At 67.1% G+C, this 13,549-nt stretch carries 14 protein-coding genes; 8 read left to right on the top strand and 6 right to left on the bottom strand.

All coding sequences use genetic code 11. The annotated features are described in order from the left end of the window. Positions 1-11 precede the first annotated feature (11 nt). Positions 12-959, bottom strand: a complete 948-nt coding sequence (locus tag F5972_RS00770) for a GlxA family transcriptional regulator (RefSeq protein WP_150930074.1) — start codon at positions 957-959, stop codon at positions 12-14. 417 nt (positions 960-1,376) lie between these two features. Between F5972_RS00770 and F5972_RS00765 the strand changes: the two genes are divergently transcribed. After that, positions 1,377-2,240 (top strand): glycosyltransferase domain-containing protein, encoded by an 864-nt coding sequence (locus F5972_RS00765; RefSeq protein WP_150930073.1) that lies wholly within the window; start codon positions 1,377-1,379, stop codon positions 2,238-2,240. Further along, entirely contained in the window at positions 2,237-3,145 is a 909-nt protein-coding gene (locus F5972_RS00760) for a glycosyltransferase family 2 protein (RefSeq protein WP_150930071.1), read from the top strand. Before F5972_RS00765 ends, F5972_RS00760 begins: the two co-directional genes overlap by 4 nt. A gap of 158 nt (positions 3,146-3,303) precedes the next feature. Here F5972_RS00760 and F5972_RS00755 read toward each other — a convergent pair whose 3' ends face one another. The 4 genes from F5972_RS00755 to F5972_RS00740 all read right to left on the bottom strand — a co-directional run bounded on the left by F5972_RS00755 (position 3,304) and on the right by F5972_RS00740 (position 6,523). After that, the gene (locus tag F5972_RS00755; RefSeq protein WP_191909881.1) at positions 3,304-3,732 is read right to left on the bottom strand and encodes a cupin domain-containing protein; all 429 of its coding nucleotides are present in this window, start codon (positions 3,730-3,732) and stop codon (positions 3,304-3,306) included. A gap of 76 nt (positions 3,733-3,808) precedes the next feature. Further along, positions 3,809-4,615 carry a class I SAM-dependent methyltransferase gene (locus tag F5972_RS00750; RefSeq protein ID WP_150930067.1) on the bottom strand — a complete coding sequence of 269 codons (807 nt, stop codon included), beginning with the start codon at positions 4,613-4,615 and terminating at the stop codon, positions 3,809-3,811. After that, a complete protein-coding gene (locus tag F5972_RS00745) occupies positions 4,612-5,781 on the bottom strand; it encodes a radical SAM/SPASM domain-containing protein (protein ID WP_150931191.1) in 1,170 nt (389 codons plus the stop codon). Before F5972_RS00745 ends, F5972_RS00750 begins: the two co-directional genes overlap by 4 nt. A gap of 13 nt (positions 5,782-5,794) precedes the next feature. Further along, on the bottom strand, positions 5,795-6,523 hold the full coding sequence (locus tag F5972_RS00740; protein ID WP_150930065.1) for an adenylate kinase family protein: 729 nt from the start codon (positions 6,521-6,523) through the stop codon (positions 5,795-5,797). A gap of 299 nt (positions 6,524-6,822) precedes the next feature. On the opposite strand from F5972_RS00740, the gene F5972_RS00735 reads away from it, so the two are divergent. Genes F5972_RS00735 through F5972_RS00710 form a run of 6 tightly spaced genes read left to right on the top strand, consistent with a single transcriptional unit; the run spans position 6,823 to position 12,455 of the window. Beyond that, a complete protein-coding gene (locus F5972_RS00735) occupies positions 6,823-7,581 on the top strand; it encodes a phytanoyl-CoA dioxygenase family protein (RefSeq protein ID WP_150930063.1) in 759 nt (252 codons plus the stop codon). Further along, entirely contained in the window at positions 7,578-8,660 is a 1,083-nt protein-coding gene (locus tag F5972_RS00730; protein WP_150930061.1) for an alpha/beta hydrolase, read from the top strand. Before F5972_RS00735 ends, F5972_RS00730 begins: the two co-directional genes overlap by 4 nt. 43 nt (positions 8,661-8,703) lie before the next feature. After that, positions 8,704-9,852: a nucleotidyltransferase family protein gene (locus F5972_RS00725; RefSeq protein WP_150930059.1), complete on the top strand. Its 1,149-nt coding sequence runs from the start codon at positions 8,704-8,706 to the stop codon at positions 9,850-9,852. After that, positions 9,846-11,483 (top strand): class I adenylate-forming enzyme family protein, encoded by a 1,638-nt coding sequence (locus tag F5972_RS00720; RefSeq protein WP_318527485.1) that lies wholly within the window; start codon positions 9,846-9,848, stop codon positions 11,481-11,483. Before F5972_RS00725 ends, F5972_RS00720 begins: the two co-directional genes overlap by 7 nt. After that, positions 11,476-11,778: an acyl carrier protein gene (locus F5972_RS00715; protein ID WP_150930055.1), complete on the top strand. Its 303-nt coding sequence runs from the start codon at positions 11,476-11,478 to the stop codon at positions 11,776-11,778. Before F5972_RS00720 ends, F5972_RS00715 begins: the two co-directional genes overlap by 8 nt. Next, complete coding sequence (locus tag F5972_RS00710; RefSeq protein WP_150930053.1) at positions 11,775-12,455, top strand: class I SAM-dependent methyltransferase; 681 nt, start codon at positions 11,775-11,777, stop codon at positions 12,453-12,455. The genes F5972_RS00715 and F5972_RS00710 overlap by 4 nt, the downstream gene beginning before the upstream one ends. Here the strand turns inward: F5972_RS00710 and F5972_RS00705 are convergent. Then, positions 12,445-13,539, bottom strand: coding sequence for a Gfo/Idh/MocA family protein (locus tag F5972_RS00705; protein ID WP_191909878.1), 1,095 nt, complete (start codon positions 13,537-13,539; stop codon positions 12,445-12,447). The two genes, F5972_RS00710 and F5972_RS00705, sit on opposite strands and share 11 nt — an antisense overlap. Between the last annotated feature and the right edge of the window lie 10 nt (positions 13,540-13,549).

The raw sequence follows: 13,549 nt of genomic DNA, 5'->3' as shown, positions 1-13,549 counted from the left end.
GCCCGGCCCGTTCAGGCCGAGAAGGTGTGGCGATACTCGGTCGGGGAGGTGCCGAGGATGCGCTGGAAGTGCAGGCGCAGGTTGGCGCCGGTGCCGAGCCCGACCCGGTCGGCGATCTGCTCCACGCCCAGGTCGGTGCGTTCGAGCAGTTCGCGTGCCAGGTCCACGCGTGCCCGGAGCACCCACTGCATCGGCGTGTAACCGGTGTCCTCGACGAACCGGCGGGAGAAGGTGCGCGCCGACACCCGCGCGTGGCGGGCGAGGGTCTCGAGGGTCAGCCGTTCGGAAAGGTGCGCCAGGGCCCACTCCCGCGTGTTCGCGAACAGGTCGCCGAGCGGTTCTGGGACGCTGCGGGGAACGTACTGCGCCTGACCGCCGCTCCGATAGGGCGCCGCCACCAGCCGTCTCGCCACGTGGTTGGACAGCCCGACGCCGTGGTCGCGCCGCACCAGGTGCAGGCACAGGTCGATGCCGGACGCCGCTCCCGCCGACGTCAGCACGTCGCCCTCGTCCACGAAGAGCACGTTCTCGTCCACCCGTACGAGCGGATGTTTGCCGGCGAGGGCCTTCGTGTAGTGCCAGTGGGTCGTCGCCCGCTTGCCGTCGAGCAGGCCCGTCGCCGCCAGCGCGAACGCCCCCGTCGAGATGGCCGCAAGCCGGGTTCCGCGCTCGTGGGCGGCCATGAGCGCGCCGAGGACCGCGGCCGGCGGCTCCGTGGCCGCCGGCTCCCGGTAACCGGGGATGAAGACCGTGTCGGCCTGCTCGAAGGCGCCGAGACCCTCGGCCACGTGATAGGAGAGGCCGTCGCCGCCGGTCACCAGCCCGGGCGCGGCGCCGCACACCCGCACCTCGTACGGCATGCTCGGCCGGTTGGAGAACACCTGCGCGGGGATGCCGACGTCGAGCGGCTTCGCGCCCTCCAGCACGAGCACGGCGACGCGATGGGTCTTCGGGCTCATCGGCCTCCTTCGGCTCTCCGCGGTCCGGCGCGCATCGCCTTCGCCCTGACGTCATCACCACTGCCGCAAGCATCCTGCCATCCGCCCGCTCGGGCGCGGGTCACCGGTAGAGCACAGGTCACCGGTAGAGGACGGCCAGGGCCGCGGCGGTGTCCGCCGGCTGGCGCCGCCGTTCGGCCTGCGGTCGAAATCCTTTCCTGTGGTGGCGCACAAGGCACGGTCGAATCGACCGGATTCAATGCCAGGCAAGGAGCTTCGGGCAGAGGTTCTTGTTCGTGATTCCCCGTTCGGACGCGGTGGGCGCCCATCGGGCGTGGCCGACCCCTTGAGCCGAACCGCCCTCGGCGATACGCTTTTCTGACGCTCGCATTGACTCATTGAGATGTCAGTCCTGACTCCCACCGCTGGAGGTCGGCCTTGGAAGTCGTCACCGTGGCGACGGACCTGAATAACGCCTTCCTCAACCGACTGCTGATACCCTCCTGTGCCGCGCTCGGGTTCGACCTGATGATCCTGCATGTCGACAAGAAGGAATTCAGGCCGAGAGACAAGCGACTGGCCCTCGTGGAGTACTTCAAGCAGCATCCGTCGCCGACCGATCTAGTGATCTTCACCGACGCCTACGACACATTGTTCATCCGTGCGGAGAAGTACGTCCGGGAGACCTACGCGCGCTTTTCGCGGAGCGTGGTTTTCAGTGGCGAGCTGAACAACTGGCCGCTGGGCGCCATCGGCTTCCTGATTGAGAACGGCCCGCCTGTCCGTCCCTTTCCCTACCTCAATGCCGGCGGCTTCATCGGAGCGGTGGGCGACCTGCTGGAGCTGTGCATAAAGCATCCCAAGCCACCGAGCGACCGGTTTCGGATCCTCCGCGACCTGCGGATACACGACTTCGACACCGACGAGCGGTACGGCTTCAGCGACCAGTACTACTGGACCCTGGTTCATCTCCTCGAGACGGAGACGATCGCAGTCGATCACCACGCCGAGCTTTTCGAATGTTTCTCCGCTCAGGTGCCTCCGACATGGGATGTCCAGGTGACCCTCGATATCAACGAGTTCCGCACCCGTGGCCGGGAGGCGGACAGCTACCATCGCGAGCGCGCGCGACTTGAAGAACGGCTGCGGGCGCCGAGTGGCGCGGCGCAGCTTCATTTCGCCAGCCCGATCACCAAGGCTGTGCTGCTGGATCTGCTCGACCAAGGCCGGCTACCCGCCTGGCTCGGCGCATTCGACGCGCGTGATTATCCGCCACCACGTGTGCAGCGGATGACGTTTTGACCGCCCGGTTCAGCATCGTGGTCCTCGCTCACAACGTGGCCGAGTATCTCGACGCCGCTCTTTCGTCGATCAGGGCGCAGACGTTTCCTGACTTCGAGGTCCTTGCCTTGGACAACGGTTCACCGGACGGTTGCGGCGCCATCATCGACCGGTACGCCGGGCGCGACGCGCGTTTTCGGCCGATCCACCTGGCGAATCCGGTCGACATGGGGCCGGCGCGAAACGTTGGGATAGCGCGGGCCACAGGTGAGTACCTGCTTTTCCTGGACGGCGACGACACCTTCGCCGACAGGTCCTCCCTCGCCGTGATCTCCAGGCGGCTCGACGTCGCGGGGACGCCGGATGTTCTTCTCTACGACTTCGACTACCGGCGGCACTGCGGGCTCACGAAACGAAGCAACCTCGGCCGAATCCTGCCGGCGAGTCCGCGGAGGTTCCTCCTCCGCGACCGGCCTGAAGCCATCCTGGTCTCGTGGACATGCTGGAACAAGGCCTATCGGAGGTCGTTCGTCCAGCGTGGCGGCCTGTCCTTTCCGCCGGGATACTACGAGGACTCGGTGTGGAGTTCCAGCTGCTTGCTGAGCGCCGAAAGCATCAGCGTTCTGGAGGCCGTCTGCGTCGGCTACCGGTGTTGCCGGCCGAACAGTGTGACCCGTTCACTCAGCGATCGGCACACGGATGTGTTCGAGCAGTATGAGAGGATCTTCAACTTCCTGGACAGCCATCCCGACGTGGAGTTCGACGGCATCCGTGCCATGCTCCTGGACTCCATGGCGGGCTTTCTCACGGCGCTCGGCGGCAGCAGGATGGTCATACCGGTCGAGAAGCGCGCCGATTTCCGGCGGCGCGCGCGGAGGTACGTGGAACGCCGCCGACACCTGAACGGGCCGGTGGATCCGCACTAGGCCGCCGGAATCATCGCCGTCGCGTCTTTCTCAACGATCCACTCGCTGGTGGGTCGTCCTGCCGCAGCGCCGTCGCACGCTCGTTCTCGTCCGCGCGACTGTCCCGCCCCGTTCCGCGAACCGTCCGGAACGGAGACCGACGCGGCCGGGCGCGCCGTTCACGGCGACCTCTCGCCGGCCGGCGCGCCCTCGACGAACATCGGATCGTCGAGCAGCCCGCCGCTCCAGTTCGTCAGCCGCATCCGATCCGGTGACTCGATGGGCTTGTGCGGCGCGCCGATCGACAGCAGAACGTGGTCTTCGTCGCCGGCGCCGACCGCGTGGGGCACCTGGCCGTCGACCATGTAGATGTCTCCCGGCCGTACGTCGTAGGTGCGCGCGGCGATCGTGATCGTCCCGGATCCCGAGACGCAGTACAGCAGGTGATGCCCGGGATGGGTGTGCACAGGAAACCTCGCTCCCGCGGGGACCCACAGGACATCCGCTCCCAGATGGCCGTTGGACAGTATGGCGGTGCCGAGCGCGTCCGCCCCGTGGACCGGGACCCCGTGCTCCGGGACCGTCCGGGCGACATCCGGGAGGTTCACGATGGAGAAGCCAGGAGGATCGAGTGGATTTAGCGTAGGCATTTCTGGAAGCCACCAATCGTCGGTGTCACACCAGTCACGCTGACTCCTGGGATCTGTGTGCGACGTCGTACGCACGCCAGGAGACGGTTCGTTGGATCCGGTGCTTCTTGGTCAGGTCTCCGTACTGCTCTGTCGCCCACTCTCTGGTGAGAGCAGCCGCGTGGTGCCGTTGCTCTGCGGACAAGGACCAGCACGCGGACCACAGACCCCGGTCCAACCGGTCGATGATGTCGTTCAGGCTCAGTACCTCGTGCGCCGTCACGGTGGTCAGGGGACGCCCGACGAGGCCTCGCGACCGCAGCTCGTCCTCGACCACGCCGTCCGCCCAGACCTCCGGAACCCGCCGGCCGCCGGGACGTGCGTGTTTCCAGAACTGGCGGCCGACCTCCCGCCACGGCCCACCCCATCCGCTGTCCGGCTCGTTGCCGAGATCGATGAGGATCACCCCGTCGGGCCGGACGACACGGAGCATCTCATCGAGTACCGTGCGCCAGTCGTCGATAAGGTGCAGCATCTGGGAGCTCAGCAGCGCGTCGAAGGTATGGGACCGGAAGGGTATGGCGGTAGCGTCGGCGCGGACCACGGGCACCTCGTTGGGTCGGCGGAACTTGCCCACGAGGCGGTGTAGCATCCGGGCGGAGAGGTCCAGTCCAGTGACCGGCACTCCCTTCCGGGCCAGATGAAGACCGACCAGTCCCGTGCCGATGCCGATCTCCAGGCTCTGTCTGTCTCGCAACTCCTCGGCGAGGATGTCGGTCAGCGCGCGGCGTGCCGCCGTGTCGAGATCACGGGTTTCGTCGTAGAAGGGTGCGGCTCGGTCGAATCCCTTGAGGTCGATCATGAAGCGTTCACACCGGTGGGTACGTCGGCCTTCCACAGTCGACACACCGGGACGATGTCCGGATCGGTCGTACACGATGCGGCGCCCATGACCAGTTCCTCCGCCGGGCAGCCGCCCATGCAGGAGGCGCCGGCCTTGCAGGATCCGCAGCTGGCGTCTCGCAGGACCGCCGTGAACAGGTCGAACTCGTTGCTCTCCTTGTTGAGCACGACCTTGCCGTCGACCATGTTGGCGAAGTGCAGATCCGTGTCGAACAGGAAGCTGCACACGTACGCCCGGCCGTCCGGGAAGATGGAGATGCGGTCGAGGGTGCGCCCGATACAGCCGCGGTATCCGTCCCGCTCGTAGCCGGCCATCCGCTCCCGCCGGGCGTAGGTCGGCTGATACCAGACCCGGGTCCGGTGCCCCGGCGCGACCCGCTCGAGCCTCTCGTAGAAGTCGATCCACTCGTGGGGCTGGATCCCCCACTCAGCCGCGCCGTGCCCGGAGCCGATGACCGAGAACACGTGGAACTTGGTGAGCGAGACGCCCAGCTCGTCCGCGATGTCGAGCAGGTTCAGGCAGTCGTCGAGGTTGGCCCGGTTGACGGTGCAGATGATCCGTGTGTCGAACCCGCGGGCGCAGAGCTCGCGGATCGTGGACATCGCCTCATCGAACCTGCCCGGGCCACGGATCCGATCGTGTGACGCCGGGCTCCCGCCGTCGAGGCTGATCTGCACATACGAGAAGTCCTCCGGCACCATCTCGGCGAACTTCCGGGCCGCCGGCCGGAGCCCGTTGCTCGTCGTGATGACGTGCTCGTAGCCGAGCTCCTTCGCGCCGCGGATGATGCGGATGTAATCCGGATGGAGTGTGGGTTCGCCACCGAGAATGGTCAGCTTGGACCCGCCCATGCGCCGCCAGGTGGCGAGCGTGTCCATCACCGATACGTACGGCATCTTGAAGGCACGCTCGAGTCTTTCACCCATATAGCAGTGCTCGCAGCGCAACTGGCACGCCTCGGTGATGTAAAGATAGACGTTACGGAAACGCCCGTACGGAATTTTATCGACGCGTTGCGGCTCCGCGTCATGCGCGGAGGCCGGTAGCCGGGCGTTTCCGTACGCATCGGCGACCGCTATCCGGTCGCGGCGCAGAGTGGGTGTGGGTACCCGTGTGACAGTCATCATCATCCCCTGTTTATGTGGCCGAGAAAGCCACCGGCTCCGCTCCATTCCAATCGAACGCGCGAATCGCCTCGCGGTAAACCTCGTCGGGTGGGGGAGTGGCGTCGACCTGGCGATACGGCAGCCCCCAGGCCCTGGCGGCCGAACCGATCTGGCGGCAATTGGATTGATAGCGGCGCAGGCGTAGCCGGTTGACCTCGGGCCGGTCGCTTTCCCGCACGATCACCGGCCCGCCACACCTTCCACACGTCGGTTCCGCGCCGGCTCGGACGTCGGCCGGGGCGTGTCTGTCGGGTTCGCAACCAGGGCAGACCCTGCGCCGCCAGACGCGGTCCGCCAGCCGGGCGTCGTCCGTCGTGAGCTCCAGCACCCGCAGCGGGATCGAATGTCGTGTCGTCAAGCGGTGGAGCAGCCGCAACTGGTCGACGGTGCCTGGGAAGTTGTCGAGCAGCACCGGGTACGGTCCGGTGGCGAACTGCCCTTGTTCGAACGTCACCCGCAGGACCTGCTCGACGGCTCGATCGTCCAGCCAGCCGAGTTCGTCCGAGGTTTTCCGGAGGTCGTCGGTGAGTACGTGCTGATGGTTCTGGAACGCGTGACGAATCCTGAAGACAGAGCCTCCGAGCGATGCGGCCGCCCTTGTCGTGAAGGTTGTCTTGCCCGCACCGGGCGGCCCCAATACACATGTCAGCGATGGTCGAACACGCCGATCTTTGTGGGCCGGTAGTACGCCGAACGTCACGGCGTCTCCCCTCTTCCACCTCTTACCAGAAAGCTGAGCGCGTCTTTCGCATTGACCGTTATCGTCTTTTCGCGTGGACCATTATCGTCTCGGCACGCCTCGGGCAAGACAAGAGTGTCCACTGAGGTAATGGTGGCAACCGTACTCTGATTTACCGACACATGTCAACAGATCGGACAGATGTGGCCAGGCCGCGAAATCGCCGCTGTTGAACCGCTTGCACAGCCTTATGTCGAGAGTATGATCAGTGTTTGGTTTGCTGCTGCCTGAGATATCAACGCGCTTCAGGAGGGCTCCGTATGAAGTACGGCGATGACTTCGTCGAATCCTTCCGTGTGCAGGGCTTCGTCAGTGGAATTCGGGTAAGAGACCGGCAGGGCGCCGACGCCGTACGTGAATGCTGGGACGCACTCGAGGCGGCGGAGGACTTACCGGCGAATGGCTACAGCACGACACACAGCCGGCACCTCGACCAGCGATTCGTGTGGGATCTGGCGTGCGACCCGAAGATCCTCGATCCTGTCGAGGCGCTGATCGGTGAGAACATCCTGCTGTTCGGCACGAGGTTCTTCTGCAAGTACGGCGACTCCGGGCGACACCGGGTGAGCTGGCACCAGGACCTCGACTCGTGGGCGCTGACGCCGCCGGTCGCGGTGACGGTGTGGTACGCCGTCGACGACTCCACAGAGCAGAACGGCTGCATGCAGGTCATACCTGGCTCTCATCGCGCCGAGCTCCGCCGACATGACACGACTGCGGACAACGGAAACATCCTGGGCCGCGGCCAGCACCTGCACCTCACCGAGGAAGAGAAGGCGTCCGCGGTGCCAGTGGTGCTGAACGCGGGGGAGATCAGCATCCACGACGGCGCTCTGCTCCACGCCAGCATGCCGAACCTGTCGAACCGCCGCCGCTGCGGGCTGGCGATCCGGTATGTGCCGGCTCACGTGCGGCAGCATGCGGATCTGGCGAAGAGCCCACCGTCCAAGGCCATCCTCGTACGTGGCTGCGACCGCGTGAAGAACTTCGGTGTGAACCACGCCCCTGTCTTCTCATGAAGCCTGTGGAGCCGCGGTATCAGGTCCTGGATCGACCGGCGCCGCCCACCGGACGTGCTCGCATCGGGATCCGCGCCTTCGCCTGCGGCGCTCGATGGCCGTCCCCCACGCCGGCTCCGGTCTGCCTGTGGCTGCCCGGCAGGACGGGGAACCTCGACGCCTCTTCGGCGGAGAACCCTACTGATCCTCGGCGCCTCCTCGCCGAGGCAGGCGCCGTTGTCTATGCGATGGACTACCGGACGCACTTCGTCGACGTCACATGCGAGGAGGACCTCGCCGCGTGCGGATCCTGGAACACCGCCGCCCTCCTTTCGGACGTGCGCGCCGCCGTCCGCGAACTGAACGCGCGGCATACCGGCCGGCCCATCGTCCTCATAGGCCACAGCATGGGTGCCAAGCTGGCCTACCTGTTCGCCGCCAGCCGTCCTGATCCACCCATCGCCGGGCTGGTGGTCCTCGACGGCTGGCTGCGAAACCCGCCCGACCTGATCTCCGATCGGGAGCGGCGGGCGATATCGTCCGCCCTGGACCGGTGGCGGGCGGGAGATCGCGTACTCACCAACCAGTTCGCCGCGCCCGGCACTCCCGGGTCGACCGCGACGGTCGACGACCCGACCGGACGCCGCCGGCGGCTCCGGCAGGCCTACCTACGGGAGATGCTGACCAGCGTCGGCGGCGTCGCCGGACGGATGGTCGGCGGCGCGGCCGACGCCACGTCGATCGGCATGGTGCTGCGCCACCTGTCGGACGGCGACCGCGTCTGGCCCGCTGTCGTCGAGATCGAGGCGCGCGCCATGGCGACGGGGGTCCGCGACCACGATCTGCCGCGCTACGACGAGTTCATCGCCGACGTCCGCGTCCCGCTTCTTTGCGTCATCGCCGGTGACCGCGGACAGGATTTCACCGCCCGGGCCCGCTTCACGGCCGGGCTGTTACGCCACGCGCCGCGGACTGAGCTGGTGCTCGACGGTTGTGGACACCTGGATCTGGTGGTGGGTTGTCACTTCGGCCGGCGTGTCAGTCAGCCGATCCTCGCATGGCTGCGCGACCTACCCGGCCTTGCGGCCGCGCGCAGATAGCTCGATTGCCCGAGGCCGCAGGTCTCACGTTCCGGAGGTCAGCATGTTCGACGGATACGATCTGACGCGTGAGCGAGAGTTCGTCGTCCGCCTCGCGCGGGTCGACGACGACGCCGAGAACGACTCCCGGGTCCAGGAACTTCTCAAGGCGCCGCTGGACTGGAACTGGATCGTTGTCACCGCCACCAGGCACAAGGTCGTCCAGTTGCTGTGGCACAACATGACCCGCAAGTCCCTCATCGGCGCGGCATTGGGCACGGGCGGCCTGCCGGAACTGTGGACTGTGCACCTGGACCAGATGTACGCCGCGGGCCGGGAGCGGAACAAGCTGTGGCTCGCGAACGCCGCAGACGTCAGTCAGAGGCTGAGCGACGTCGGCCTGCGCGTTGTCGCCCTCAAGGGCGGCGCCCTGATCGGTGACGTCTACGCCGCCGACAACCGCTTCCTGAACGACATCGACTTCCTTGCCAAGCGTGCCGACGCCGACAAAGTGAAGGAGCGGATGTTCGAGATCGGTTACCGGTACGGGTCGTACAACTACGCGACCGGCCAGATCGACGGGATCGACCGCCGGGTGGAACGCGCCTGGCTTTTCAACAACCACGTCATGCCGAACTTCTACCGGCTGTCCGGCAGCCCGTGGGTCCCGTACTACAAGATCCAGATCGGGTTCGACTTCTTCGATCCCTTCGAGGAGTTCGGCATATCGGGGGAAGCCGTCGTCGACGACGCCGTGCCCAAGCCCGACGGTTCCCCGCTCCTGGTGCCGACGAAGATCGACACGTTGATCAATCTCTGCTGCCACATCTATCGGGAGGGCGTGTCCCTGGTCTACGAGGACTACAACGTGAACTGGCAGCTCGGGAAGTTCTGCGACGTGCTCGGCTTCCTGCTCAAGTACGACGCCGAGATCAGCATGCCGGACTTTCTGCGAAAGGTGGCGGCAGAGGGGATCCAGGATCCCGTCTACTACGGCCTCCACTACACCAACGAGGTGTTCCGTCATCCGGTGCTCGACCGGTGGCTGGCTGCCACCGCCCCTGAGAACCTGGCCTACCTGGACGAGCTGCGAGACGGTGAGCGGCGGTTCACGGCGACCGAGCCTTTCCAGGAGCGGCTGTTCTCGTTGCGCCGCGTGCGCGCCGAACCGCGCGCCGGTTGGAACAGGCAGTTCCGGAGGAACGAGTGGTAGCGGCGGACGGAACAGAACCGGCAGGCGGTCCGCCGGCGACCCGCTCCACAGTGCCGGCGGTTCTGCGCCGGCTCGGGTCCACCGACCCCGCCCAACCGGCCTTGACCTGGTACCGCGGTGGCGAACGCGGCGGCAGCTGGTCGCGCGGGCGGTTGCTCACAGCCATCCGGGACAGGCAGGCATGGCTGAGAGCGGCGTTGGACCTGGCACCGGGCGACCGGGTGGTTTTGCACAGCACCAACCGCCCGGAATTCGTGGCGACGGCACTCGCGGTCATGGCCGCGGGCGCGATCGTGGTGCCGGTGCCACCCGACGAGTCCACAGCACGCATCCGTTACATAACGGCGCACAGTGAGGCGAAGGCGGTGCTGTCGGAGAGCGGCGGCGACTTCGGCGCGCCACACCACCTGTTGGACCTGGACCCGGCGCCAGAAGCCGGACACCGTGAACCGCCCGAATGGGACGTGGTCCCGCCCGACGCTCCGGCCGTGCTCCTCTACACGTCCGGCACCACGGGGAGCCCCAAGGGGGTCACCCTGAGCCACCGGAACCTGATGGTCAACGCCGAAGGGCTCCGCCGGGCGCATGACATCCGGGAACGATCGTCGCACGTCTGCGTACTGCCTCTGCACCACGCGAACGCGTTCGGCTTCTCGATGATCTCCACTCTGTACGCCGGCGGCCACCTGGTGCTCAACGACTCGTTTCCGCTTCTGGCGATAAGGCGGATCATCAACGACGAACGGGCGGATGTCATCAGTGTGGTCCCGCAGATCCTCCAACTGTGGCTGCGCCGTCCGGTCCGGAGCGAGGACGTGCCGTCGTTGCGATTCGTCGTGTCGGCGGCGGCGCCGCTGTCGGTCGACCTCGCCCGGAGGTTCCACGCGGTCACCGGCCTGCGAATCCACCAGGGCTACGGTCTGTCCGAGTGTACGAACTTCGCGACCTGTATCGCCCACGACATCGCCGCATCCGAGTACGACCAGGCCATGCACGCCGAGCCGGTGCCGTCCATCGGCACGGAGTTGTTCGGGTGCCGATGCGACGTCGTCGACGCCGCGGGTAATTCGCTGCCCGAAGGCGTCACCGGAGAGATCGCCGTCAGTGGCGGCAACGTGATGTCCGGCTACTGGCGGGACAGCGCGACGACGGCCGTGGCCCTGCCCGACGGCCGTTTGCGCACCGGCGACCAGGGATACTGGCGAACGCTCAGCGGACGGCGCTACTTCTTCATCACCGGCCGGATCAAGGAACTGATCATCAGGGCGGGGACCAACGTTTCGCCGCGCGAGGTCGAAGACGAGCTGGAGCTGCCGTACGACCACGCGGTCGTCGGCTTCCCGCACGAGGCGGTCGGCGAAGAGGTCGGCCTGTACGTCGCGGAGACGCTGCCGCGGCACGCGCAGTCGACGCTGTGCGAGGCCCTGAAGGAGGTCCCGTTCTTCCGCCGGCCGAAGGTCGTCGTATTCGGCGGTGGAAGCGTTCCGCGAACAGCGACCGGCAAGGTGCGTCGTGGTGTGCTCGTGGCACACTTCACGCCCTATCGGGAGATGGTCGTGTTGGACAAGGAGCCGATCTTCGCGTCGGCGGGTTCGGCACATCTCGAGGAGGCTGGAGACAGCGATGGCTGAGGCGCGCCCCACGAAAGAAGACATCCGCAGGGAGGTCCTGGAGTATCTCGCGGAGTTCACCCGAACGCCGCAGGTGCTGGACGCACCGCACGATGTGCTGCTGAGTGACTGTGGCCTGGACTCGTTCGCGACGTTCGAGTTCGTGTTGGGTCTGGAGCCGCGCTTCGGCATCGTCATCGACGACAAGCACTTCAACGCCCGGCTGTTGCGCTCGGTCGACGGCGTCGTAGAAATGGTGGCCACCGTCCACGGTCAGGCGGGCTCGGGGCCGGACCGTCCGGAGCCGAGGGGATGAACCGGCGACCGTACGACGACGACGTCCGCGCGAAACTCGACCGCAAGGACCTTCTCGCGATGCAGGCGCTGGCCCCGCTGTCGTCGGCCTACCTGCCGTGGAGCCCGAGCGCCATGCGACCGAGCGGCGTCGTCACGGTGCTCAACGAGATCGTCATCCACGAGCGCCGCACCATCGTCGAGTTGGGCGCCGGCGTGTCGTCGTGCTACATCGGCCGCCTGCTCAGGCAGCGAGAAGGGCGGCTCTGGACGGTGGAGCACGACGAAAGGTGGGCGGACGTCGTCGAGCGGCTGCTGGCCCGCGAAGGGTTGAGCGACGTGGTCACCGTGGTCCGCGCTCCACTGGCGCCTTTCTCTCCCGCCTGGCCGGATGAGGATGACTCCTGGTACGAATGCGGCGTCCTGCGCGAGTGGTTCGCGGACCGGTCCATCGACCTGCTCATTGTCGATGGACCGCCCGCCTACCAGGCCGGCAGGCGACACAGCCGGTATCCCGCGGCCTCGTTCTTCGCGCCGATGCTCGCGGACGACTACACGGTCATCCTCGACGACGCCCACCGGCCCGGTGAGCAGGACATCCTCGCCCAGTGGGAGGAACAGCTCGACATCACCTTCGACTGCCACCTGATCAACAGCCGGGTCGGCATCGGCCGTTCGAGACCGGCCTTCACCGTATGACGGGCTGTCCCGGCACGGGTCCGGTGGGAGTGATCGGGACCTCGCGGCCGGCCTCGGCGCTGCGGTAGGCGGCGTCGATCACACGTACGCGCGCGAGCGCGGCGGTGCCCCGGTGGCCGTCCCACTGCCCGCTGTGGATCGCCGCCACGAAATCACCGACCGCTCCGGCATGTCCGTCGACCCGGCCGGACGAACTCTCCTGGTCGCCTCCTGCCGAGAAGAGCCGCAGCGCAGAGCCCGGTACCCGGGTGTCGACCCTGACGAGCGCGCCGGCCGCCGAGCCGAACAGCTGGACTCCGTACTCGTTGTAGTACTGGGAATGCGTCGCCCACGCCGCCTCCAGCTGGAGGGTGGCGCCGCCGGCCAGGCGTACGAAGGCGGTGGCGAAGTCCTCCACCTCGAACCCGTCATGGTCCGACGCGAGCGCCGCCGAGTCGATGACGCCGACGCCCTGCCTGCCGAGCTGGTCGTAGGCGGCAGCGCTCACCGACACGACGTCCGGCTCGCCGAGCATCACCAGGGCCATGTCGAGCGCATGGGTGCCCAGGTCCGCGAGCGGACCGCCGCCCGCCTGCTCGCGGCTGGTGTACCAGGTGTTGCGCCCCGGGATACCGGCACGCCGCATCCACCAGGCGCGGGCATGATAGACCGTGCCGAGCCGACCGGCCGCGACCGCCTCGCGGACGATGCCGACCTCCGGGTGATACCGGCGGTTGAAGACGACGTGGAGGACGCGGTCCGCTTCGGTGGCGGCGGCGACCATCGCCTCGGCTTCGGTGGCCGTACGCGCCATCGGTTTCTCGCACAGTACGTGCTTACCCGCCCGCAGCGCCGCCGTCGCGGCCGGAGCGTGCAGTGCGTTGGGAAGGGCCAGGCAGACGACGTCGAGGTCGTCGCGTGCGACCAGGTCCTCCCACCGGATGTGCGTCTCGCGTACGCCGTACTCGGCGGCCACCGAGCCGACGGTCTCGCCCTCCACACCGGCCAGGGCGACCACCTCGCAATCCGGTCGGACGGAGAACGCTTTGAGATGCCGCAGCCCGGCGAAGCCGACGCCGGCGAGCCCGATTCGCAGGGGAGCCACCCGTACTCCT

Origin of the sequence: Microbispora cellulosiformans, from assembly GCF_008728085.1 — a bacterium.
In the GTDB taxonomy this organism is placed as follows: Bacteria; Actinomycetota; Actinomycetes; order Streptosporangiales; family Streptosporangiaceae; genus Microbispora; species Microbispora amethystogenes.
This window is presented reverse-complemented; position numbering and strand designations above follow the sequence as displayed.

Coding starts and splice junctions, on each gene's coding strand:
- F5972_RS00770 (WP_150930074.1), bottom strand. CDS start 959: ATGAGCCCGAAGACCCATCGCGTCGCCGTGCTCGTGCTGGAGGGCGCG.
- F5972_RS00750 (WP_150930067.1), bottom strand. CDS start 4,615: ATGATCGACCTCAAGGGATTCGACCGAGCCGCACCCTTCTACGACGAA.
- F5972_RS00745 (WP_150931191.1), bottom strand. CDS start 5,781: ATGACTGTCACACGGGTACCCACACCCACTCTGCGCCGCGACCGGATA.
- F5972_RS00735 (WP_150930063.1), top strand. CDS start 6,823: ATGAAGTACGGCGATGACTTCGTCGAATCCTTCCGTGTGCAGGGCTTC.
- F5972_RS00730 (WP_150930061.1), top strand. CDS start 7,578: ATGAAGCCTGTGGAGCCGCGGTATCAGGTCCTGGATCGACCGGCGCCG.
- F5972_RS00725 (WP_150930059.1), top strand. CDS start 8,704: ATGTTCGACGGATACGATCTGACGCGTGAGCGAGAGTTCGTCGTCCGC.
- F5972_RS00715 (WP_150930055.1), top strand. CDS start 11,476: ATGGCTGAGGCGCGCCCCACGAAAGAAGACATCCGCAGGGAGGTCCTG.
- F5972_RS00710 (WP_150930053.1), top strand. CDS start 11,775: ATGAACCGGCGACCGTACGACGACGACGTCCGCGCGAAACTCGACCGC.